Origin of the sequence: Proteus sp. PR00208, assembly GCF_016238545.1 — a bacterium.
Lineage (GTDB): Bacteria > Pseudomonadota > Gammaproteobacteria > Enterobacterales > Enterobacteriaceae > Proteus.
Genome location: NZ_JAEHQE010000015.1, coordinates 23,999 through 47,261, shown reverse-complemented (window position 1 = coordinate 47,261; position 23,263 = coordinate 23,999). Strand labels below are relative to the sequence as shown.

The 23,263-nt window shown below is 37.1% G+C and carries 18 protein-coding genes and 1 tRNA gene; 15 read left to right on the top strand and 4 right to left on the bottom strand.

Features of this window, described 5'->3' with window-relative positions:
* Positions 1 to 44 precede the first annotated feature (44 nt).
* The 4 genes from dgt (at position 45) to JEP36_RS11445 (ending at position 6,071) form a co-directional block, all read left to right on the top strand.
* Complete coding sequence (gene dgt / locus JEP36_RS11460) at positions 45 to 1,553, top strand: dGTPase (RefSeq protein WP_198630212.1); 1,509 nt, start codon at positions 45 to 47, stop codon at positions 1,551 to 1,553.
* Between the two features lie 389 nt (positions 1,554 to 1,942).
* The gene (rlmD, locus tag JEP36_RS11455) at positions 1,943 to 3,268 is read left to right on the top strand and encodes a 23S rRNA (uracil(1939)-C(5))-methyltransferase RlmD (protein ID WP_198619414.1); all 1,326 of its coding nucleotides are present in this window, start codon (positions 1,943 to 1,945) and stop codon (positions 3,266 to 3,268) included.
* Positions 3,269 to 3,339: 71 nt separating this feature from the next.
* On the top strand, positions 3,340 to 5,577 hold the full coding sequence (gene relA / locus JEP36_RS11450) for a GTP diphosphokinase (RefSeq protein ID WP_198626058.1): 2,238 nt from the start codon (positions 3,340 to 3,342) through the stop codon (positions 5,575 to 5,577).
* A 149-nt stretch (positions 5,578 to 5,726) separates the two neighbouring features.
* The gene (locus JEP36_RS11445; protein ID WP_198630211.1) at positions 5,727 to 6,071 is read left to right on the top strand and encodes a colicin E1 family microcin immunity protein; all 345 of its coding nucleotides are present in this window, start codon (positions 5,727 to 5,729) and stop codon (positions 6,069 to 6,071) included.
* Positions 6,072 to 6,088: 17 nt separating this feature from the next.
* Here JEP36_RS11445 and JEP36_RS11440 read toward each other — a convergent pair whose 3' ends face one another.
* Positions 6,089 to 7,363, bottom strand: coding sequence for a colicin-like pore-forming protein (locus JEP36_RS11440; protein ID WP_232805447.1), 1,275 nt, complete (start codon positions 7,361 to 7,363; stop codon positions 6,089 to 6,091).
* 244 nt (positions 7,364 to 7,607) lie between these two features.
* On the opposite strand from JEP36_RS11440, the gene mazG reads away from it, so the two are divergent.
* The 4 genes from mazG (at position 7,608) to JEP36_RS11420 (ending at position 13,620) form a co-directional block, all read left to right on the top strand.
* Positions 7,608 to 8,405 (top strand): nucleoside triphosphate pyrophosphohydrolase, encoded by a 798-nt coding sequence (gene mazG / locus JEP36_RS11435; protein ID WP_196573510.1) that lies wholly within the window; start codon positions 7,608 to 7,610, stop codon positions 8,403 to 8,405.
* A gap of 511 nt (positions 8,406 to 8,916) precedes the next feature.
* On the top strand, positions 8,917 to 10,554 hold the full coding sequence (gene pyrG, locus JEP36_RS11430) for a glutamine hydrolyzing CTP synthase (protein ID WP_109371536.1): 1,638 nt from the start codon (positions 8,917 to 8,919) through the stop codon (positions 10,552 to 10,554).
* 62 nt (positions 10,555 to 10,616) lie between these two features.
* Positions 10,617 to 11,918, top strand: a complete 1,302-nt coding sequence (eno, locus tag JEP36_RS11425) for a phosphopyruvate hydratase (RefSeq protein WP_036911952.1) — start codon at positions 10,617 to 10,619, stop codon at positions 11,916 to 11,918.
* Positions 11,919 to 12,237: 319 nt separating this feature from the next.
* A complete protein-coding gene (locus tag JEP36_RS11420) occupies positions 12,238 to 13,620 on the top strand; it encodes an SLC13 family permease (protein WP_109371534.1) in 1,383 nt (460 codons plus the stop codon).
* 166 nt (positions 13,621 to 13,786) lie between these two features.
* Here the strand turns inward: JEP36_RS11420 and mltD are convergent, their stop codons facing one another.
* Complete coding sequence (mltD, locus tag JEP36_RS11415; protein ID WP_109371532.1) at positions 13,787 to 15,121, bottom strand: murein transglycosylase D; 1,335 nt, start codon at positions 15,119 to 15,121, stop codon at positions 13,787 to 13,789.
* 75 nt (positions 15,122 to 15,196) lie between these two features.
* Positions 15,197 to 15,952, bottom strand: a complete 756-nt coding sequence (gene gloB, locus JEP36_RS11410; protein ID WP_198619416.1) for a hydroxyacylglutathione hydrolase — start codon at positions 15,950 to 15,952, stop codon at positions 15,197 to 15,199.
* Between the two features lie 38 nt (positions 15,953 to 15,990).
* Here gloB and JEP36_RS11405 point away from each other — a divergent pair, with 38 nt between their 5' ends.
* Positions 15,991 to 16,707 carry a methyltransferase domain-containing protein gene (locus JEP36_RS11405; RefSeq protein WP_198619417.1) on the top strand — a complete coding sequence of 239 codons (717 nt, stop codon included), beginning with the start codon at positions 15,991 to 15,993 and terminating at the stop codon, positions 16,705 to 16,707.
* 8 nt (positions 16,708 to 16,715) lie between these two features.
* Here the strand turns inward: JEP36_RS11405 and rnhA are convergent, their stop codons facing one another.
* The gene (rnhA, locus tag JEP36_RS11400; RefSeq protein WP_023581088.1) at positions 16,716 to 17,198 is read right to left on the bottom strand and encodes a ribonuclease HI; all 483 of its coding nucleotides are present in this window, start codon (positions 17,196 to 17,198) and stop codon (positions 16,716 to 16,718) included.
* Between the two features lie 65 nt (positions 17,199 to 17,263).
* Here rnhA and dnaQ point away from each other — a divergent pair, with 65 nt between their 5' ends.
* From dnaQ to tkt, 6 genes are all read left to right on the top strand, one after another.
* Positions 17,264 to 18,016: a DNA polymerase III subunit epsilon gene (dnaQ, locus tag JEP36_RS11395; RefSeq protein WP_198630210.1), complete on the top strand. Its 753-nt coding sequence runs from the start codon at positions 17,264 to 17,266 to the stop codon at positions 18,014 to 18,016.
* 123 nt (positions 18,017 to 18,139) lie between these two features.
* Positions 18,140 to 18,216 (top strand) — tRNA-Asp (locus JEP36_RS11390).
* Positions 18,217 to 18,404: 188 nt separating this feature from the next.
* The gene (locus JEP36_RS11385; protein ID WP_198630209.1) at positions 18,405 to 18,734 is read left to right on the top strand and encodes a hypothetical protein; all 330 of its coding nucleotides are present in this window, start codon (positions 18,405 to 18,407) and stop codon (positions 18,732 to 18,734) included.
* A gap of 377 nt (positions 18,735 to 19,111) precedes the next feature.
* The gene (locus JEP36_RS11380) at positions 19,112 to 19,564 is read left to right on the top strand and encodes a hypothetical protein (protein WP_198619419.1); all 453 of its coding nucleotides are present in this window, start codon (positions 19,112 to 19,114) and stop codon (positions 19,562 to 19,564) included.
* Between the two features lie 48 nt (positions 19,565 to 19,612).
* Positions 19,613 to 20,593: a hypothetical protein gene (locus tag JEP36_RS11375; protein ID WP_198619420.1), complete on the top strand. Its 981-nt coding sequence runs from the start codon at positions 19,613 to 19,615 to the stop codon at positions 20,591 to 20,593.
* A gap of 515 nt (positions 20,594 to 21,108) precedes the next feature.
* Positions 21,109 to 23,103 carry a transketolase gene (gene tkt, locus JEP36_RS11370; protein ID WP_198619421.1) on the top strand — a complete coding sequence of 665 codons (1,995 nt, stop codon included), beginning with the start codon at positions 21,109 to 21,111 and terminating at the stop codon, positions 23,101 to 23,103.
* The last annotated feature ends 160 nt before the right edge of the window (positions 23,104 to 23,263 follow it).

Sequence of the window (23,263 nt, the reverse complement as noted above, 5' to 3'; positions counted from 1 at the left end):
AAGAATAGAGAATTCGTTTCATCGAAACCAGAAAGAGGACAGAAATGATCGATTTTAAGCTGAAGTTAAATTATCAACGCAAATATAACAGCAGTGATATCGATATTAACGATGAAATACAGGTTTCTCGTCAATTTGAAAGTGATCGTGGACGTATTATTAACTCAGCCGCTATTCGTCGTTTACAACAAAAAACGCAAGTCTTTCCCCTAGAGCAAAATTCTGCTGTACGTAGCCGTCTTACTCATTCTCTTGAAGTTCAACAAATTGGGCGTTATATCGCTAAACAGATTATTGGCGAATTAAAGAAACAAAATAAGCTTGAAGAATATGGTTTAAGTGATCGTATTGATAGTTTAGAAAGCTTAATTGAGATGGCGTGCTTAATGCATGATATTGGTAACCCGCCTTTTGGACATTTTGGTGAAGCCGCGATTAAGCATTGGTTTCAAAAAGTATTATCACCAGAGGCGACAGCCGAATTCGATAGTTGTCCTTTTATTCCTATGCAGTATTCAGCTAAAGTGCAATTAAATGAATTGCGACAAACTTTACGCCAAGATTTATGTCAATTTGAAGGGAATGCTCAAGCGATTCGAATGGCGCATCATCTGCTTAAATTGAATTTAACCTATGCTCAAATAGGTTGTGTATTGAAATATACCCGTCCTGCTTATTGGCAAGGGGAAGTGCCTAAAGAATATAGCTATTTAATGAAAAAACCGGGGTATTACTGGTCTGAATTAGCATTCGTAAAAGAAGTGCAAGAAAAATTAGATATGGGGGGATTTTGTCGCTTTCCTCTCACTTATATTATGGAAGCGGCTGACGACATCTCTTATTGCATTGCGGATTTAGATGATGCGGTAGAAAAGGGGATTTTTGATATCAACCGCCTTGTTCAGCTTTTACGAGATGCATGGCGTGAAAATGGTGATGTGATCGAAGGTGATTTATTCGATATTACTGTGAATCGTGCTTATAAAAAAGTCGATCAAAATGAAGCCAAACGCAGTATGCAAGACCAGTTTTTTATGTATTTACGAGTTTATATTACTGGAAAATTAGTGCCTTATACGGCGTACCGTTTTATAAAAAACCTTCCCCAAGTTTATGAAGGGAGCTTTAATCATGCCTTGCTTGAAGGAAATAGTGCGGAGCATCGTTTATTAACGACATTAAAAAGTGTCGCTAAAAAATGGGTATTTAGCCATCCTGAAGTTGAAGAGCTTGAAATGAAAGGATATCGTGTAATCAGTGGATTACTTGATATCTATAAGCCCTTACTTTTATTATCAACTGAAGATTTTTTAAGATTGCATAAATATAATGAACATCCTAAATATGTAATTGAGACGCGTTTATATCATAAGCTTTCTGTTAAACATAAACTGGCTTATAACGAGATGTTAGAAAAGCTAGATGATATAAATTCTGAAAAAGGAAAGATTTTAGAGTTTTATTATCGAACAAGATTAATTCAAGATTATATCAGTGGAATGACCGATCATTATGCTTATGAAGAATATAGGAAATTAATGGTTTGTGATTAATTTATAATCATTAAGAGAAACGCTATCTAATTGATTGGTGATAATTTTTAGACTTTTCTTAGTGATAATAAAGATTTATTAAAATAACAGAAAATAGATGTTATTAATTGTAAATATATTCAATATAAAAGTTATATATAATATTTGTTAGTTATAGAACAATATAAAATCCATAAAACAAGTATCTTAGGTTGTTATCATTAAAAGTTTTCTCAATTTAACAAAAATATTGCTTATATCAGTTAAGTAAATAACTTGTTCGATGTTATACTCTCCCCATGTTTTCTTCTGAAATGCATAGTCATTCATGTAACGCTGAAAAACATACAGCGTATTCTAAAACGATGTCATTTCACTGTTAATCCGTCATTGATACTTAATTTAATACTATGGTGCAGTTTTATTCCCCTAAAAAACGTCCTGTGAAAAAACAGGCAACAACTCTGGAAGTGACCGCCAGTGCATTGGATGCAAATGGTCAAGGTATTGCTCATGCTGAGGGCAAAACGATTTTTGTAAAAGGATTACTCCCACAAGAAACTGCTCGTATTCGTTTAACAGAAGAAAAGCGCCAGTTTGCTAAAGGCGAGGTTATTAAGCGTTTGACTACCAGCGAACAGCGTATAGCGCCTCATTGTGAATATTATGAGCGTTGTGGTGGTTGTCAGCAGCAGCATGTACCTATTGCGCTACAACGTACAACAAAAGCAGGTGTGTTATCGCACCTTATTAAGCGTGAAACGGGTGTAATTATTTCAGCCGAGCCTGTGATTGCGGGAGCCGAATATGGCTATCGCCGTAGAGCAAGATTGGGATTACGTTATCAACCAGAAAAAGGGTTGGTGATGGGTTTTCGCCAAGAGCGCTCTAATGATTTGGTCATGATAAAAAAATGCCCAGTATTAAAGCCACAGCTAAATGATTTATTGTCTCCTCTTTGGACATGCCTTAAAAATTTAACATCAGTACGTGATTTAGGGCATGTTGAAATGGTACTCGCTGATAATGGGCCGCTGGTTATTTTACGCCATTTATCGCCATTGCCTGAGAGTGATAAACAGAGTTTGAGTGATTTCTCTCAAACTCATCAAGTTACGATGTATCTTGCAGGTGATAATAGCGAGATAGCACGATTAACTTCAATTGAGAAGGAACCCTTCTATCAAATAGAAGGTCTTAATTTACGTTTTGCACCCACTGATTTTATTCAAGTGAATGATGAAATAAATCCTAAGATGGTTGCTCAGGCCATTGAGTGGCTTGATTTATCGCCAGAAGATCGCGTGTTAGATCTGTTTTGTGGTATGGGGAATTTTACTTTGCCTATTGCAAAACGCGTCAGTGAAGTGGTGGGTATAGAAGGTGTACCCGCACTGGTTGAAATGGCGAAAAAAAATGCAGAACTAAACCAATTAGGTAATGCGTATTTTTGGCATGCAGATTTATCGTCTGATTTTTCTGCGATGCCGTGGTCGAAAGAAGGGTTTAACAAAGTATTGTTAGATCCTGCAAGAGCAGGGGCTTTGGAGGTAATGTCACATATTGTGAAGTTATCCGCAGAAAAAATCGTGTATGTCTCCTGTAATCCGACCACGTTAGCCAGAGATAGTAAGATATTATTAGATTCTGGATATCAGCTTACTGGTTTAAAAATGTTGGATATGTTTCCACAAACGGGTCATCTGGAATCAATGGCACTGTTTAGTCGAAAATAAATTTAGTCGAAAATAAACAGTTAGCCAGTAAATAAGTCGCAAATAAGATTTATACCGTGTAGGGAGAGAATATGGTTGCAGTAAGAAGTGCTCACTTAACACCTGCAGGAGAGTTTGCTGTTGATAAATGGGTCAACAGCTTGAACTTAACCCATGTCAATGCGGGTAGTGAAATCATGCAAACCTGGGAATACTGCCATCGTACTGTTCAAGGGCATGAAGATGCCGAACTGCTATTGTGGCGTGGTGTTGAAATGGTTGAGCTTCTTTCGACATTAAGCATGGACAAAGACAGCATGAGGGCAGCGCTTCTTTTCCCACTTGCTGAAGAAAATCTTATTGATCAGGAAATCGTTACTGAACATTTTGGTGATGCGATTTGGAGCTTAGTTCGTGGTGTAATGGAAATGGACGCCATACGCCAGTTAAAAGCAACGCATACCAATGAAACAAGTTCTGTTCAGGTGGATAATGTTCGCCGTATGTTGTTGTCTATGGTGGAAGATTTCCGTTGTGTGGTCATCAAACTTTCAGAGCGTATAGCCCATTTACGAGAAGTGAAAGATGCCACAGAAGATGAGCGCGTACTGGCTGCAAAAGAGTGTTTTAATATTTATGCACCATTAGCCAACCGATTGGGTATTGGACAATTAAAATGGGAATTAGAAGATTTCTGTTTCCGTTATCTTCATCCTGATGAATACAAGAAAATAGCCAGCTTGCTTCATGAGCGTCGTATCGACCGCGAACAGTATATTGATAATTTTGTCAGTACAGTACGCGGTTATATGAAAGAAGAGAATGTTGATGTAGATATTTATGGTCGTCCCAAACATATCTATAGTATCTGGCGCAAAATGAAGAAAAAGAATCTTGCATTTGATGAGCTGTTTGATGTGAGAGCGGTGCGTATAGTCGTAGAACGTCTTCAAGATTGTTATGCCGCATTAGGTATTGTGCATACTCATTTCCGCCATTTACCCGATGAATTTGATGATTACGTTGCAAATCCAAAGCCAAATGGTTACCAATCTATTCATACCGTTGTTTTAGGGCCTGAAGGTAAAACGGTTGAAATTCAAATTCGTACTCGACAAATGCATGAAGATGCTGAATTGGGTGTGGCTGCGCACTGGAAATATAAAGAAGGTGCAACAGGCGCTGCGACGAAAGGTGGTACAGGCAGCTATGAAAACCGCATTGCATGGTTACGTAAACTGATTGCATGGCAAGAAGAGATGGCGGATTCTGGCGAAATGCTGGATGAAGTTCGTAGCCAAGTCTTTGATGACAGGGTTTATGTGTTTACGCCAAAAGGTGATGTGGTTGATTTACCTGCGGGTTCTACACCGCTTGATTTTGCATATCATATTCACAGTGATGTGGGGCACCGTTGTATTGGAGCAAAAATTGGCGGGCGTATTGTGCCATTTAGCTATCAATTACAGATGGGTGACCAAATTGAAGTTATTACGCAAAAACACCCAAATCCAAGCCGAGATTGGTTAAATCCTAACTTAGGTTATGTCACGACAAGCCGAGGACGTGCGAAAATTCACAATTGGTTCCGTAAGCAAGATCGCGATAAAAATATTCTTGCGGGGCGTCAGATCTTAGATAACGAATTGGCGCATATGGATATCAACATGAAAGAAGCAGAAAAACTGCTGATCGCACGTTATAACGTTCATAGTGTTGATGAAGTATTAGCAGGTATTGGTGTCGGTGATATTCGAATCAATCAGTTGGTAAACTTTATTCAAAGTCGATTGAATAAAGCCACAGCAGAAGATGAAGATAAAGAAGCACTGCGGACACTCGAAAACAAAACGCCAGCACCAAGAACCACTGGTTCGGGTGGAAGTATTGTTGTCGAAGGTGTGGGTAACTTAATGCACCATATTGCACGTTGTTGCCAGCCTATTCCGGGTGACAATATTGTCGGTTTTATTACTAAAGGTCGTGGTATTTCGATTCACCGTGCTGACTGTGAGCAACTGGCTGAATTACTTTCTCATGCACCAGAGCGTATTGTTGATGCGGTATGGGGCGAAAATTACTCCAGCGGTTATTCATTGGTAGTACGTGTTGTAGCGAATGATCGTAGTGGATTATTACGCGATATCACGACAATTTTAGCCAATGAAAAAGTAAACGTACTTGGTGTGAGTAGTCGTAGCGATGTGAAGCAACAAATTGCGACAATCGATATGAATATTGAGATTTATAATCTCCAAGTATTAGGTCGTATATTGGCAAAACTTAATCAGTTGCCTGATGTGATAGAGGCGAAACGCTTTTCTCACTAAAATATTAAAATGATAAGATGCCGAGACTACTGTTCTCGGCATTTTTTTATCTAAAAATCAGAAAATCTGTATATTTAGTTAGTAATTTAATTGCTAGGGTTTATTTAAAATAAATATGGTTTTAAATAAAAGGGATCTAACGGATAACGATGAAGATAACTAAAAAATACTATATTAATAATATGTGTTGGGGATGGTTTATTGGCTTGTGTTTTTTATATCTTTGTTGGAATGATGAGTTTAGATATAAAACTATTTATTTAATTATTAATGTTTATGGAACTATATTTTTCCCTGTATCTAAATGGGCCGTTGAGAGTTTCTTTCTTAAATTTACGACAAGAGAATTTTGGAATCGGGGATTGTTTATGGATACACCAGGAAAAATGGGAGGGTTAGCGATATATCATGGTGTCATTTTTTTATTTACGATCCCAATTACAATTATTTATATTATAGTTGTGTTAATAAGGGACCACTTATTAAATAAGTAGCCACTTATTTAATAGAATCAAATTCCAATTAATTTATTGGCGCTTTCTACTAAATCATCATTTATTAATGCACTAACACCAGCCATGATTAATCCATAGCCTAATATCCCTATGGGGCCACCTAGAAGTACACTAAAAGTAAATCCAGCTACAGATGTAGCCGCCATTCCTACCATAATCGTTTCTGTTTTTACAAAAAAAGGACGCCAATTATCGGTTTGGATTGCTTTATATAATTCAGTAACCCAATCTGCAAAGTTAATGGCGTAAGTAGTGTAGGCCATACCTTTACTAAAATGTTTAAGGTTTTTGGCAATATCATCGATTTTGACCGATTCCAATGCAGTTGCAATAGCTTTACGATCTTTGGCATTAATTCTTCTATTAATATCCGCTTTGTATTTTTCGTAAGCTTTTAGTGCATCATCAACGTTACGTATAGTTTTTCCTCTGGTTTGTTGTGCTAAAGACTCCGCTAATTTCCTTGCTTTATCACCATAAGCATTAAACACTTCTTTATAAAAATCAGCCGTAAACTTTACTGAATCATGCAACAGATTAAATTCATCGTTTGTTTGTTCTTTTTTATTTGCTTGTTGAGCTAAAATATCAGCAATTTGGAAATTGCGATGTGTAAACGTCATATTCTTGTGGAAATTTTGGCATGCTGATTTAAAGTTTTGTTCTCTGATATATTTTTGCATCTCAGGGAAATTATTTATATTGTCTGCACCTTTATCTGCATATAAGGCATGTAAAGCTAATCTAACTGAGGGTAACCAGCGGGAATATTCCCCAAATTTTTCACCTATATTTTGTAACATAGGGTCTGGATGAGGACTAAAATGAATATCAAAAAGAAAACCATTTATATAGTTCATTTTTTGGTAAAACATTCTACTTAGATTCAGGTCTGCTTCAAATATACGACCTATATTTTCATTATTTAATGGAATATTATTTTCTTCCATATTCAATAATAGTAATGGAGAGCTTTCATTAAACTCGTTTGATCTATGCATTAAAGCACGGCCATAAGGTCGCATTCTTAATGCTTTTTTTAATGCTAATTCAGTTTTTTGTTTTAAATAAGATTTACATTCATTTTTAAATTGTGCGCAATTTTTTCTTCCACAAACAGGGCATTCTTGGTTTTTATTCTGCATAAAAGCATTGCAAATTATATTTGTAGCTTGATTAAATGAAAAATTATTATTGAAAGCATATTCTGGAATATAAGCACTATGTGGCGTTACAGTTAATGAACTAAATTGAATTATATTTTCACTCATTTTATTAATCCTTTGATAAAAATGACGTATTTATATGGTGTTGAAAAGTAGATTTATAGCGAGGAGTATATTTGTAAATAACAAATTCATAGTTCAATTTAAAATGTCATTATTCTTTCAAAAAAGTTATTTTTAAGATCTTGAGCTTGAAATGATAAGATGCCGAGACTACTGTTCTCGGCATTTTTTTATCTAAAAACGTGTTAGGTAGAATAAAGCTAACTCTTATTTAAAAGGCAATATGATGTCAGAAAATCGTGAAATCTTTCGTTTATTAGAAATTATGGCGCAGCTACGTGATCCTAATACTGGATGTGAATGGGATAAAGTGCAGACTTTTGACACTATCGCACCTTATACATTAGAAGAAACCTATGAAGTGTTAGATGCTATTGCTCGTAAAGATTTTTCTGATTTAAAAGAAGAGTTGGGTGATTTGCTTTATCAAGTTGTTTTTTATTCACGAATGGCACAAGAGCAAAATTTATTTGATTTTAATGATGTCTGCGAAGCCATTAGCAATAAATTAGAACGTCGCCACCCTCATATTTTTGCATCTGAAAGTGACAATAATTTAGCTACAGAAAAGCATCGTTGGGAAAAACTCAAAGCCCAAGAGCGTGAAGCCAAAGATCAATTTTCTCTGTTAGACGATATTCCTGCTGCTTTGCCTGCCTTAATGAAAGCAGAAAAAATTCAAAAGCGTTGTGCTTCAGTGGGTTTCGATTGGAATGAACTAGAGCCTGTTTTAGGTAAAGTTTATGAAGAAATTGATGAAGTGATGGCTGAAGTGAAAAAAGAGCCTCAAGATGCTTCTCGAGTTGAAGATGAACTGGGTGACTTACTGTTTTCTGTGGTGAATTTATCGCGCCATTTAAAACAGAAACCGGAGCAAGCATTAAATCGAGCTTGTCGAAAATTCGAACAACGCTTTCGTTTTGTTGAAAAAATGCTCTCAGAAGAAGGTATAGGCATAGAAAATGCCTCATTGGAAGAGATGGAGATCTGTTGGCAGAAAGCAAAAAGACAACAGGTTGAGTGAATTGTGACACGCAAATTAACGTCAACGTGACATAAAGTGCGATAAAAATAGTCTATAACATCTCGTTTTTTCAGCTATTTTTATAAAAATATTTAAAAAGCGAAATTATAAAAGGTAATTTCGTTTTTTTGTTTTTGGGTAATTTAAAATCTCGCAGTTACATTTTATTGCATTAAAAATGTGATTAACCTCAAAAAAATTAAAAGCATGATCATAAGCAAAAGATCTCGCTATAAACCTGCTACACTTAATATCGTGAAAAAAATAAAGCATCTCTTGTTTAAAAGTGATATCTTAGCTGAAAGGATTAAGCTAAAATGCTTGAGAAATATTTTCACGGGTTTAGTTAATTGAATTTTTACTGTTTTTTCGTGTTTAAACGGATAAGTGGCGTGATGAAAAAGAACTTTATACTACTAAGAATGTTTGTAGCGAAAATAAGGTTCGGGTATACTGTGTTCCCGTCCAGTTATATCCATCATCCTAATACACCTAAACTTTCAGGTTCAGCATGAAAACGAATTATATTTTTGTGACCGGCGGGGTCGTATCCTCTCTGGGTAAAGGCATTGCCGCAGCCTCTCTGGCGGCTATACTCGAAGCCCGTGGACTCAATGTCACCATGATGAAGTTGGATCCGTATATCAACGTCGATCCAGGTACTATGAGCCCAATTCAGCACGGGGAAGTCTTCGTCACTGACGATGGTGCTGAAACTGATCTCGACTTAGGACACTATGAGCGCTTTATTCGCACGAAAATGACTCGTCGTAATAACTTCACGACAGGTCGCGTATACTCTGAAGTATTACGCAAAGAGCGTCGTGGTGACTATCTTGGGGCTACAATTCAAGTTATTCCTCATATCACTAATGAAATCAAAGAACGTATCATCCGTGGCGGTGAAGGTCATGATGTCGTTTTAGTTGAAGTCGGCGGGACAGTTGGTGATATCGAATCTTTACCATTCTTAGAAGCGATTCGCCAAATGGCAGCAGAAGTGGGTCGTGAGCACACATTCTACTTGCATTTAACTTTGGTGCCTTATTTAGCCGCTTCTGGTGAAGTGAAAACCAAACCAACTCAGCATTCTGTAAAAGAGTTACTGTCGATCGGTATCCAGCCTGATGCGTTGATTTGCCGTTCAGACCGCGTTATTCCTGCAAACGAACGTGCCAAAATTGCACTGTTCTGTAATGTGCCAGAAAAAGCGGTTATTTCATTAAAAGACGTCGATTCCATTTATAAAATCCCTGCACTATTGAAATCACAGGGATTAGATGATTATATCTGTAAACGATTCAGCTTAGATTGCCCTGTTGCAAATCTTGCAGAGTGGGAACAAGTTATTTACGAAGAAGCTAATCCTGAAGGCGAAGTGACCATTGGTATGGTGGGTAAATATGTCGAATTACCAGACGCCTATAAATCAGTGATTGAAGCGTTAAAACATGGCGGTTTCAAAAGCCGTGTTGCAGTAAATATCAAATTGATTGATGCACAAGATGTTGAAACCCGTGGCGCTGATATGCTTAAAGGGTTAGATGCAATCTTAGTACCAGGCGGTTTTGGTGAACGTGGCGTTGAAGGCAAAATTATGGCCGCTCAATTTGCCCGTGAAAATAAAATCCCTTACTTGGGCATTTGCTTAGGTATGCAGGTTGCTATGATTGAGTTTGCTCGTAATGTTGCCAATATGGCAGATGCGAACTCCACTGAATTTGCACCAGATTGTAAATATCCAGTCATTGCGTTAATCACAGAATGGCGTGATGAAGACGGTAATGTCGAAGTGCGTTCAGAAGACAGTGATTTAGGTGGCACGATGCGCCTTGGTGCTCAGCCTTGCCATTTAAGTGGTGATAGCTTAGTACGTACTCTGTATGGCAAAAACACCATTACAGAACGCCATCGTCACCGTTATGAAGTGAATAATCTGCTATTAAAACGTATCGAAGATGCGGGTTTACGTATCGCAGGTCGTTCAGTAGATAACAAGCTGGTGGAAATTATTGAAAATCCAAACCACCCTTGGTTTGTTGCTTGTCAGTTCCACCCAGAGTTTACCTCAACGCCGCGTGACGGCCATCCGTTATTTGCAGGCTTTGTGAAAGCAGCCTTTGATAACCAAAAAGGTCTGCTGAAATAGGATATATGAGAAGAGATAGGGTATCTCTTCTCGGAAATTTAACTTGTACAGAGGAAAACCGAATGTCCAAAATCGTTAAAGTACTTGGTCGTGAAATTATTGATTCTCGTGGCAACCCAACAGTTGAAGCAGAAGTTCACTTAGAAGGTGGTTTTGTTGGTATGGCGGCTGCTCCATCAGGCGCATCAACAGGTTCTCGCGAAGCTTTAGAATTACGTGATGGTGATAAATCACGTTTCTTAGGTAAAGGTGTTCTGAAAGCGGTTGCTGCTGTTAATGGTCCAATCGCTAAAGCGATCCTTGGCCAGGATGCAAAAGACCAAGCTAACATCGATAAAATCATGATCGATTTAGACGGTACTGAAAACAAATCAAACTTTGGTGCAAACGCAATCCTAGCGGTTTCTTTAGCAAACGCAAAAGCGGCTGCTGCTGCAAAAGGTATGCCTTTGTACGAGCACATTTCTGATCTGAACGGTACTCACGGTCAATATTCTATGCCTCTGCCAATGATGAACATCATCAATGGTGGTGAGCACGCAGATAACAACGTTGATATCCAAGAATTCATGATCCAACCAGTTGGCGCACCGACTCTGAAAGAAGCTGTGCGTATGGGTTCAGAAATCTTCCATCACTTAGCTAAAGTGCTGAAAGCAAAAGGTATGAACACTGCAGTGGGTGACGAAGGTGGTTATGCACCAAACTTAGAATCTAACGCTGCTGCATTAGCTGCTATCAAAGAAGCAGTTGAGAAAGCGGGTTACGTTTTAGGTAAAGACGTTACTCTGGCTATGGACTGTGCAGCTTCTGAGTTCTACAACAATGAAACTGGTAACTACGAACTGAAAGGCGAAGGTAAAACCTTCACTTCACAAGAGTTCACTCATTACTTAGAAGAACTGACTAAACAATACCCAATCGTTTCTATCGAAGATGGTTTAAACGAATCTGACTGGGATGGTTTCGCATACCAAACTAAAGTTCTTGGTGACAAAATCCAACTGGTTGGTGACGACCTGTTTGTAACTAACACTAAGATCCTGAAAGAAGGTATCGATAAAGGCATCGCTAACTCAATTCTGATCAAATTCAACCAAATCGGTTCACTGACAGAAACTTTAGCAGCAATCAAAATGGCGAAAGATGCTGGCTACACAGCAGTTATCTCTCACCGTTCTGGTGAAACTGAAGATGCAACTATCGCTGACTTAGCAGTGGGTACAGCAGCAGGCCAAATCAAAACGGGTTCAATGAGCCGTTCTGACCGTGTTGCTAAATACAACCAACTGATCCGTATCGAAGAAGCATTAGGTAATAAAGCGCCTTTCAACGGTCTGAAAGAAGTTAAAGGCCAAGCATAATCGCTTATTTGATTAGAAAATCTAATTGATTCTAAATGGGTAAACCTGATGTTTACCCATTTTTTTTGCCTAAATATAAAAAAAATAAAATTACCGCTGCCTTTAAACGATCAAAAAGTGTGATGCATAAGAGATAATAGTGTTCAATTATTACTCTTTTATTAATAAATTGGTTAATTCTCGTGGATGAGATCCCAATTATCGCTTTTGCGCATTTTCAATGGTGCGAAATGTTTTTATATTTCACATATAACCTATTTCGTTAACAATTCAAGCTTAGTGAACCTAATGTTCACATCAGTTAATGTGGAGTATTATCATGGACGCGTCCAATTTAGCCCCATCGGCAAAATCAAGCCCGATAAATAAGAGAGGGTTAATTATTCTAGCAATAGATGTTGTTTTGCTACTGCTATTGTTAGAGTTTTTACCTTATGATCCAAAGGCTAATGCTGGCCTAGCATTAATGGTATTTGTAGGGGTACTATGGCTAACTGAAGCTATTCATGTAACGATCACGGCATTATTCATTCCTATTTTAGCCGTTGTACTTGGGCTAATGAATACCAATGAGTCATTAAAATCATTTGCTAACCCTATCATTTTCTTGTTCTTTGGTGGATTTGCTTTAGCGACAGCACTTCATATTCAAGGGTTAGATCGCTTAATTGCTAACCGCTTACTAATGATTGCAAAAGGTAAACTTTCAGTCGCGGTATTACTGTTATTTGGCGTTACTGCATTACTCTCCATGTGGATAAGTAACACTGCAACAGCAGCAATGATGCTCCCTTTAGTCTTAGGTATTTTATCTAACTTAGATATTCGTTCAGAGCGTAATACTTTTGTATTCGTATTATTAGGTGTGGCTTATAGTGCCAGTATTGGTGGTTTAGGTACGTTGGTTGGTAGCCCACCAAATGCGATTGCCGCAGCTCAACTGAACTTAGATTTTATTACATGGATGAAGTACGGTATTCCAATCATGTTGGTGCTATTGCCTATCATGTTTATTGTGATGTACCTGATGCTACGTCCTAACTTAAAACACAAATTTGACTTAAAACTAGAAGTGTTAGAGTGGAATAACAAACGTGTTATCACCATGATTATCTTCTTAGTTACCGTATTTTGCTGGATCTTCAGCTCTTTCATCAGCAGTGCTTTTGGTGGTGTAAAAGATTTAGATACAGTTATTGCTGTGAGCGCGGCCATTGTTATTGGTGTAACTGGTGTCGCAAGTTGGAGTCAAATACAAGAAAACACAGAGTGGGGCGTATTAATGCTGTTTGGTGGTGGTTTAACGCTGAGCGCAATTTTACAGTCTTCTGGTGCAAGCCTTGTTATGGCTGACTTTATGAAAGATACTTTCGGTAATAGCCATTGGTTTGTGATTATTCTTGCCGTGACCACCTTTATCATCGTATTAACTGAATTTACCAGTAACACAGCAAGTGCCGCATTGTTAGTGCCAATCTTTGCAACAGTAGCACAAGCATTAGGCATGCCTGTAATGGCGTTAACAATGATTATCGGTATCGGTGCATCTTGTGCATTTATGTTGCCTGTTGCAACCCCACCAAATGCGATTGTCTTTGGTTCAGGTTACATTAAACAAACTGAAATGGTACGTGTTGGTGGTGTACTAAACTTAGTGTGTATCTTTGTTATCTCTCTGTTTGCTTGGTTCTTCTGGCTGTAAGTGAATACGCTGAATTAATCAGGTAGAGTTAAAAAAACAAGGCGCTTGATAAGTTAATATCAGGCGCTTTTTTATTGGTAATAAAAAAGCCATCGACATTTATCACCTGTAAGGTATTAAACATATCGATGGCTTTTAAAGAAGCATAAAACAGAGACGATATTAATTATTTAGTATAAAGCGTGAGTTGTGTACCCGGTTTTAACATCTTAATGTCGGCGTTCCAACTCATTAATAATTTAAGATTAATGCCGTGACGGCGGGCAATACTGTAATAAGAGTCACCTTGGCGTACTTTATAGTAGCTTGGTGAAGGTTTTGTTGGTTTCGTTGTCGTGGTATTACTGACACTACCTGCATTATGAATTTTTAATGTTTGACCAACCAGTAATGTGCTCTTTGCATTCAATCCATTAATACGCTGTAAGTCTTTTACACTCATATTGTAGCGACGAGCAATAGCGTAAAACGAATCTCCTGAACGAACCTTATAAACGCCTTCTTGCTTAATAGATTGATTCGTTTTGGCAACAGCCAAGCGAATAGTTTCTAATACAGCTTCATCTTCAAAAGCGTTACGGAATTGGTCAAGCTTATTGCGAGGCAACATAATGACATGAGGGCCATTCGGTGCGGTTATTCCACGCTTATAGCCGGGGTTATAATCTTTTACTGTATTAATAGGTAACTGACTTAATTCAGCGACTTTATTTAACGTGATTTGCTCGCCGACATCAAATGAGGCTAACGCTTTATCTCGGTAGTTACTTTTTGGAAAAGTAATGGTTTCTTCGTTTTCACGAATAACTTTGCTCAATGCTAGAATTTTAGGAACATAATTCATAGTTTCTTTGGGTAAAGAAAGCGACCAATAGTCTGTTGGTAAATTCTTACTTTCATTTGCCTTTATTGCTTGCATAACACGGCCTTCACCTGCGTTATAAGCAGCAAGGGCAAGTGCCCAATCACTATCAAACATCACATAAAGGCGCTCAAGTAAATCAAGGGCAGCTTTAGTTGATGCCATAACATCACGACGACCGTCATACCATTGGTTTTGTGCCAAACCATAGTAATTACCGGTTATTGGTACAAATTGCCATAAACCTGCGGCATTTGCAGAAGAGGTAACATGGGGATTAAACGCACTTTCAACGACAGGAACAAGTGCAAGTTCCATCGGTAATTCACGCTTTTCAATTTCATCAATAATCGAATACATATAAGGTTCAGCACGAGAAGCAACACTCTGTATATGTTTGGGATTATTTAAAAAATATAATTCTTGCTGCGAGATCCTTTCATTTTCAGGGAGATCCATTTTCAATTCACTTACCACATAACCCCATAAATTGGTTTTTACATCATATTGAGGTTGGTGAGAAGTTGAAGTCCCTTTCGTTGATGTTGGTGTGATCGCAGACAAATTAGGTTTAATGTTCTCCGATTGCTGGCAACCCGCCAAGAGCAATATGGAGAACAAAATCGCTTTTGTCTTCATAATAGAAAAATTCATCCTGTGTGTTTTTTGAACCAAATAATACTTAGTGTGCCAAAATAAAACAACCAATAGAAATTAAAAGTTGTCTTTTAATTCTCTTAATTTTGTAAATGTCTTAATTGGCGCGTAAGTATTAGGGGTTATACCTAAAATCCTTTGTAAATCAATATCGTCAGATTTCAAAAAAAGATTAATATTCTTTTCGTTTTTTAGTGTTATTGGCACAGTAGGTTGCAAATTTTTACGCATTTCACTAACTTGGGCTAAATAATCGGTAATAAGTGCATTTTCTGGCATGATATGATGTGCAAAGACCATGTTTGATAGGGTGTATTCATGAGCACAACAAATTAATGTGTTATCAGGTAAAGCACTCAATCTTTGTAATGAACTAAACATTTGTTGTGCGGTACCTTCGAATAAACGACCACAACCACCAGAAAAAAGTGTATCGCCACAAAATAAATATGGTTCACAATAATAAGCAACATGACCTAATGTATGACCTGGTGTGCCAATTACATTAAAAGTGAAAGAGCCAACAATAATACGCTCTTGATTATGAATAATATTTTCGGCACCTTTATTTTGTGTTTCTTGTGGGCCAAAAACGTCAATGTTAGGATATTTTTTTACAAGTTCAGCAACTCCACCAACATGATCATCATGATGGTGGGTTAATAAAATCGCGATAGGTATTAGTGAGCGTTGAGAGAGCATTTCAATAACAGGTTTTGCTTGTGACGGATCCACAATCACACATTCACTATTTTCATTACTTAATAGCCAAATGTAGTTATCGGATAAAGCAGGAATTCTGATAAGCTCCATATAAGTTACCTTACTTATAAAATATAAAGGGGTAAACAATGAAAGCAGCGCGTTCAGTAAAACCAATTACAATGCCGGATTCTTGGCGTGATATTCCTTGGGGGGAATATTATCGCATGGCGATTGAATTGCGTTTACAAAACTGGTGGCCGAAAATGTATGGCTTTCATTTGCTAAAACTCGGTCAACTCAGTGCCGAGTTGGATACCAAATTAAGTATCGTTTCACATCAAGTCAATGTGACATCAAATGCAATAAATGCGGATGTTATCGCGTCTTTAAATTATCTACCCTTTGAAAATAAATCGGTTGATGTTTGCCTTATGGCTCATGTACTTGATTATAGTGCAGATCCTCATTGGCTATTAAGAGAAGCTGATCGTGTTTTAATTGATGATGGCTGGATAGTATTAACGAGCTTTAACCCTATTAGTTTATTAGGACTGGGTAAATGCACGCCTGTTTTACGACAAAAACAGCCTTATTCAAGTCGTATGTTTTCACTTCGACGCCAAATTGATTGGCTTAGTGTGCTAAATTACGAAGTGATGACACAACAGAATTTCCAGATTATGCCATGTTCAAGACCAATAAAACGTGATGGTAGCCGCTATCACGCCGGTGGCTGTTTAAATTTAATTATTGCTCGTAAAAGAACGCTTCCTTTAACACCCACTGCATTGAAATTTGCATTGCCACGCATGAGTGTAAAAGGTCGAGTATTAGGTGCTACACGCAATCACTCAGAGCTATAAAATATGATTCATTGTGTTTTATCTTTCTGGCTTTCAATATAGCCAGTATCTTCTTGTGTAGGTGATTGAGCCGCCGTTTTTGCTAATTCATCACAACGTTCATTTTCATCATGACCTGCATGGCCTTTTACCCAATGCCATTCAATTTCATGACGAGTAATAGCACTATCTAAGCGTTTCCATAAATCGACATTAAGCACAGGGCTTTTGTCTGCTTTGCGCCATTGGCGCTTTTTCCAGCTATGGATCCACTGCGTGATACCTTGTCTGACATATTGGCTATCTGTTGTCAGTGTAATTTTACAAGGGAATTTTAATGTTTCTAATGCTACGATAGCGGCAAGAAGTTCCATTCGGTTATTGGTGGTCATAAAAAAACCTTCACTTAGGGTTTTTTCATGTTGTTGATAGCGTAAAATAGCGCCATAACCACCAGGGCCTGGGTTGCCTAAGCATGAACCATCGGTGAATATTTCTACCTGCTTGTGCATAAAGGCGACTTATCCTTTTTGATTAATACGAAAAACTAACCCTAAGTCTGACATAAAAACGGATTATGAGCACTCCAATCACACGACAAATTGTACTTGATACCGAAACCACCGGTATGAATAAGCTGGGCGTTCATTATGAAGGTCATAATATCATTGAAATTGGTGCCGTAGAGGTTATCAATCGTCGACTAACAGGGCGAAATTTCCATGTTTATATTAAGCCTGAAAGATTAGTTGATCCTGAAGCGTTTGAAGTTCACGGTATTAGTGATGAATTTTTAGAGGATTGTCCTTCTTTTGCTGATATTGCCGATGAGTTTTTAGAATATATTCGTGGCGCAGAGCTGATCATTCATAATGCATCGTTCGATATCGGCTTTATGGATTATGAGTTTAGAAAGCTTAATCGTGATATTCCGCCTACTGAAACGTTCTGCCAAATTACCGATAGCCTTGCAATGGCAAGGGCATTATTTCCTGGTAAACGAAATAATCTTGATGCTTTATGTGATAGATACTTAATAGATAACTCTAAACGTACTCTTCACGGCGCGTTATTGGATGCTGAAATACTTTCTGATGTTTACTTGGCTATGACCGGTGGACAAACAGCATTGGCATTTTCAATGGAAGGCGAATCAAGTAACGAGCAAGAGCAAAATGATATTCAGCGTATCGAGCGCCCAGTTTCAGGATTAAGAATAATAAGAGCAACCGCAGATGAACTTGCTGAGCATGAGTCTCGATTAGATTTAGTTGAGAAGAAAGGCGGGCATTGTTTATGGCGTCCTGCACCAAATGATGAAACTGTTTGAATATAAAAAAAGCACAAAGAGTAAGTTGAGATTAAAAATTATCCAAATGCATCTTTTTGTTAGAAAAACAGTTGACGACAAGGCAAGAGATTCGTAATATTCACCTCGTCCGAAAGGATACGCGGAGCGGTAGTTCAGTTGGTTAGAATACCTGCCTGTCACGCAGGGGGTCGCGGGTTCGAGTCCCGTCCGTTCCGCCAACATTCCAAACCCCAGCATTTATGCTGGGGTTTTTGCGTTTATAGCCTATCAAACTGTTCCTTTTATCAAACTAAAGCACTTTGCTTATCTGTCTTAATCATGCTATTTCTTATCTTTATTTATAAGGATGGTTTGCTATTGATAAAAGACATCAAATCATACTCTTAGGTATATTTAGGATTCATTTATGAAGCAGGAATTTCGTTTACGTTTAAATACGCTATCCAAAGAACTCGATAACTTTTATTATCAAGAATTCGAAACGGAACAAGCCGAATACAGTAAAAATAAAGAGATAAAACAAGCGATTGATCAATTTATTCTTGAAATAAAAAAATATGATGAGCAAGCATTAATTGATAAAGCGCTAACCCTTATATTTCATAATACAGGTTGTCATATTGATCGCGAAATTCTAGATGAAATTATGCTTCCTGTTATTGAACAAAATATTATCACACCAGAATTGATTGATAAAAATCTGAGAGAGAATTCACCTATGGGACGTTGGTACTGATCCTAAGGAGAAATAATGACATTTTATAAGTTTGGTTTTATTGCTAATACATAAGGCGCACTTATTGATGTAAAAGGGATGAAAAATCGGTTGATTAGTTATTTCCCAAAAATTTGTTGATCTTTGTTCGTTACATAGTCTGAATATCGAATTTATAACGGCTCATTAATATTTTTATTTTAAGGAAAGTAATGGAATTTGTTTAATAGAAAATACGTTTTCTTACCAACTTACTGGAATGTTGTTCGATAACAAATTGATTGTTGCTAATTTAGTCTTTGAAGATGATCTTTTTTATCATTACACATATTTTGAAAATCAGTATATTACTGTGACTGTTGATAGAATTGATGTTGAGTTTATTGAGCCGATTAATCATGATTTTTTTTGACGAAGTACGACACAAAATAGAGAGCTCCGCTTTTTTTTCTAATATGGGAAAAGCGGATTTACAGGCTGATAATGTGATTTTATTTTCAGGTCTGGAGAGTTTATTGCTCTCTGAGTTAGATTTTATATGGTTACCTACCTCACCAACTCAAGATGATCCTTTTTATACAAAGCAAACCCTACCTAAGGCATTAATAGAACAACGTATAAAGATAACGCGTTGTGTGATGGATAGCGTGAAAAATATCCCGTGTACTCCATTTCAATATGATGCCCATGATTTCAATATTGCAGCTAAAAATGCGATTAGTTACGCATTTCGGCAATACTTATCAGAAAAATACTTTTCCCTTGGAGACAACTGGGAAAATATTGTTAATATCTACTATCAAGGATATTGGCCAATAGGGATCTACCATAATAAAGTAATAACTATTTAAATTTTCTGGTTTTTTTAAGGTTTTATAATAACGTAAGGACGTAGAGAAATGGATATCACTAAAATTTATCAATATAAATTAAGAAAATTATTTAATCCAAGAGCGCTTTCTTTTGAACATGGTATTTTATTTTTACAGCCTTGGGAGGGGGAATTGGATGAAATTATTTCAGTAAAACTAAAAAATAAATCAGCTCTTTATCTTTCGTGGTGGAATGAGCTTTTTAATTCAAAAAAAATAGATGAGATTATTAGTGATGAACCTTATGATCAAAATTATTATCAATTTTTTTCTTTTCTGAGAATATTACCTAATTTATTATCTATAAATAGAAATGAAAATTTTTATAATAAAAATTTATTTTCAAGCTATATTGTTTCGCAATTAAAATCCGATCTTTCTTTTTTAGGTAAAGAAAAAGAGAATACCTATAAGACCGAACTTATTAATTATTTATTCTATGATATGGGATTTGCTGATTTTTATTATCATTATTTTATTGTTAAAGATAATAAACTCTACTTTCGTTATTCTAGTGATGAAGTAATAAAAGCTGACGAGCTAATTAATGCAACTTATGATCTTGTATTAAAATACAGTAATGAAAAACATCATGATGATTTTAATATAATTAAAAAACAACAAATAGAGATCGTTAATTTTCTTCTAGAGAAAGATGAAAACTTTGTTTTTACACTAGAAGATCAATGTTTAATTTATCTATCACCTGAGAAATTTATCAAAGCGTATAAAAATGATACGGATAAAATATTTAAAATATTAGCCAGTTTCTTAAGTAAAGATCAATCAGCACTCAATGTCTTTGTGTCTAAAATGATCATCATGAATTATAATTATTATATTTTGAAAAACAATCCAAATGAAATTTTGAAATTAAAAGCTTTTTGTAGAAGAGATAATTTAAAATTTTTTCTATTATTGAAATCAATTATTGATTTGCATTTTTTTGTCAGAAAAGAAGATTTTAAGGAATTACACTTAGAATATTACTTATCTAAAATTAATTAAAAATAAGTAGAATATATAAATAAGTTATTTTTATAAAAGGGGTAACAACTGTGTTACGCGATGTTTTCCTTTTATTTATATATGATGTAAATAGGATTTTTATTACTGAATCAGTGAATTATCTGCTTTTTATCTTTTTAAAATTTGTATAATTCTACTTCCTGATAACAAGTCCAGTCAGTTATTAGGCTATAATTAACACAAATACGGTATTTATTTGATTTGATGGATAATTCAGCAATGAAATTTTATCTTGATTAGTCATATCAAGCTAGGGTTTAATAGCACGCTTCTCAATTGCGCAAATTATTGTCTCTTTTGCTTTTTGTTGCGCAACAATGCGGTGGTGTAATGTTATTTTCCGCTTTGATTGTAAAAAATGCTGTGCAAATCAAAGAATTATTGCTTTATGCTAATTACGATAGCCACCTTTGTGGATTTTTTATATTGCGGTTTTTTGCCCGCATTGAGAGAATCAGCTATCTAGATGCTTTTTATCCGACTTGGAGTAGAAAATGACCACTCGTAAAACCCTTGCTAATGCGATCCGTTTTTTAAGTATGGATGCTGTGCAAAAAGCGAAATCAGGACACCCTGGCGCCCCTATGGGTATGGCTGATATTGCAGAAGTATTATGGCGTGATTTTTTAAATCATAACCCAACTAACCCTAACTGGGCTGATCGTGACCGCTTCGTTTTATCTAATGGTCATGCTTCAATGCTGATTTACAGCTTACTGCACCTGTCTGGTTATGAAGTTTCTTTAGATGATCTGAAAAACTTCCGTCAATTGCATTCTAAAACACCAGGTCACCCAGAATATGGTTATACCCCAGGTGTTGAAACAACAACGGGTCCTTTAGGTCAAGGTATTGCAAACGCAGTGGGTTTTGCTATTGCAGAACGTACATTAGCGGCTCAATTTAACCGTCCTGGTCATGACATTGTTGACCATTACACCTACGCCTTTATGGGTGATGGTTGTATGATGGAAGGTATCTCCCACGAAGCGTGTTCTTTAGCGGGAACATTACAATTAGGTAAACTGATTGCATTCTATGATGACAATGGCATCTCTATTGATGGTCAAGTGCATGGTTGGTTTACTGATAACACAGCAGAACGTTTCGACGCTTATGGCTGGCATGTAATCAGTGGTATTGATGGCCACGATGCAGCAAGCATTAAAGCAGCTGTTGAAGCAGCAAAACAAATCACTGACAAACCTTCACTGCTGATTTGTAAAACCACTATCGGTTTTGGTTCTCCTCATAAAGCTGGTACTGCTGATTCTCACGGTTCCCCATTAGGTGATGCAGAAATCGCTGAAACACGTAAAGCGTTAGGCTGGGAATACGGCGCATTCGAAATTCCACAAGAAATTTATAAAGAGTGGGATGCGAAAGAAGCGGGTAAAGCAAAAGAAGCTGCATGGGATGCTAAATTTGCTGCATACGCAGCACAATTCCCTGAATTAGCGGCTGAATTCAAACGCCGTGTTTCTGGTGAATTACCAGCAAACTGGGAAAAAGATTCCAAAGCATTTATTGAAAATCTGCAACAAAACCCTTCAAGCATTGCAAGCCGTAAAGCGTCTCAAAATGCATTAGAAGCATTCGGTAAAGTATTACCAGAATTCATGGGCGGTTCTGCGGACTTAGCACCAAGTAACCTGACTATGTGGTCTGGTTCTAAAGCGCTGAACGAAGACAAAGCGGGTAACTACATCCATTACGGTGTACGTGAATTCGGTATGTCTGCAATCATGAACGGTATTGCACTACATGGCGGTTTTGTTCCTTACGGTGCTACCTTCCTGATGTTTATGGAATATGCACGTAATGCTGTACGTATGGCTGCACTGATGAAGATCCGCAGTATCTTTGTTTATACTCATGACTCTATCGGTCTGGGTGAAGATGGTCCAACTCACCAACCTGTTGAGCAAATGGCAAGCCTGCGTGTAACTCCAAACGTGAGCACATGGCGTCCATGTGACCAAGTTGAATCAGCTGTTGCATGGAAATATGCAATTGATCGTAAAGATGGTCCAACAGCTCTGATCTTCTCTCGTCAAAACCTTGCACAACAACCACGTACTCCAGAGCAACTGGCAAATATCGAGAAGGGTGGTTACATCCTGAAAGATTGCGTTGGTACTCCAGAATTAATCTTTATTGCAACAGGTTCTGAAGTTGAATTAGCGGTTAGCGCTTATGAACAACTGACAGCTGAAGGCCGTAAAGTACGTGTTGTTTCTATGCCAGCAACAGATGCATTTGATAAACAAGATGCAGATTACCGTGAAGCAGTATTACCAGCATCAGTGAAAGCGCGTGTTGCTATCGAAGCAGGTATTGCAGACTACTGGTTCAAGTATGTTGGTTTAGATGGCGCGATTGTAGGTATGCGTAGCTTCGGTGAATCTGCACCTGCAAACGAGTTATTTGAAGAGTTTGGTTTTACTGTTGAAAATGTGGTTACACAGGCAAAATCTTTACTTAAATAATCAATAAATGTTAACAAGAGCACATTTTTGGGAAGAATTTCTCAGATGTGCTCTTTTTTTATCCTTCCATCTTTGTTTACTATTGCGATCTTCTCTCATTTCTCGTAATCTGATTATCAGTAAGCTGAACCGTTTCAGTTAATCCTAAAATGTCGGTGAC

What these genes read in the sequence shown, in the direction of transcription:
- gloB (WP_198619416.1), bottom strand. Translation starts at nt 15,952, where the DNA reads ATGGAGCTTATCAGAATTCCTGCTTTATCCGATAACTACATTTGGCTA.
- rnhA (WP_023581088.1), bottom strand. Translation starts at nt 17,198, where the DNA reads ATGCACAAGCAGGTAGAAATATTCACCGATGGTTCATGCTTAGGCAAC.
- JEP36_RS11420 (WP_109371534.1), top strand. Translation starts at nt 12,238, where the DNA reads ATGGACGCGTCCAATTTAGCCCCATCGGCAAAATCAAGCCCGATAAAT.
- JEP36_RS11385 (WP_198630209.1), top strand. Translation starts at nt 18,405, where the DNA reads ATGAAGCAGGAATTTCGTTTACGTTTAAATACGCTATCCAAAGAACTC.
- JEP36_RS11380 (WP_198619419.1), top strand. Translation starts at nt 19,112, where the DNA reads ATGATTTTTTTTGACGAAGTACGACACAAAATAGAGAGCTCCGCTTTT.
- mazG (WP_196573510.1), top strand. Translation starts at nt 7,608, where the DNA reads ATGTCAGAAAATCGTGAAATCTTTCGTTTATTAGAAATTATGGCGCAG.
- dnaQ (WP_198630210.1), top strand. Translation starts at nt 17,264, where the DNA reads ATGAGCACTCCAATCACACGACAAATTGTACTTGATACCGAAACCACC.
- rlmD (WP_198619414.1), top strand. Translation starts at nt 1,943, where the DNA reads ATGGTGCAGTTTTATTCCCCTAAAAAACGTCCTGTGAAAAAACAGGCA.
- JEP36_RS11445 (WP_198630211.1), top strand. Translation starts at nt 5,727, where the DNA reads ATGAAGATAACTAAAAAATACTATATTAATAATATGTGTTGGGGATGG.
- dgt (WP_198630212.1), top strand. Translation starts at nt 45, where the DNA reads ATGATCGATTTTAAGCTGAAGTTAAATTATCAACGCAAATATAACAGC.
- JEP36_RS11440 (WP_232805447.1), bottom strand. Translation starts at nt 7,363, where the DNA reads ATGAGTGAAAATATAATTCAATTTAGTTCATTAACTGTAACGCCACAT.
- pyrG (WP_109371536.1), top strand. Translation starts at nt 8,917, where the DNA reads ATGAAAACGAATTATATTTTTGTGACCGGCGGGGTCGTATCCTCTCTG.
- relA (WP_198626058.1), top strand. Translation starts at nt 3,340, where the DNA reads ATGGTTGCAGTAAGAAGTGCTCACTTAACACCTGCAGGAGAGTTTGCT.
- tkt (WP_198619421.1), top strand. Translation starts at nt 21,109, where the DNA reads ATGACCACTCGTAAAACCCTTGCTAATGCGATCCGTTTTTTAAGTATG.
- mltD (WP_109371532.1), bottom strand. Translation starts at nt 15,121, where the DNA reads ATGAAGACAAAAGCGATTTTGTTCTCCATATTGCTCTTGGCGGGTTGC.
- JEP36_RS11375 (WP_198619420.1), top strand. Translation starts at nt 19,613, where the DNA reads ATGGATATCACTAAAATTTATCAATATAAATTAAGAAAATTATTTAAT.
- JEP36_RS11405 (WP_198619417.1), top strand. Translation starts at nt 15,991, where the DNA reads ATGAAAGCAGCGCGTTCAGTAAAACCAATTACAATGCCGGATTCTTGG.
- eno (WP_036911952.1), top strand. Translation starts at nt 10,617, where the DNA reads ATGTCCAAAATCGTTAAAGTACTTGGTCGTGAAATTATTGATTCTCGT.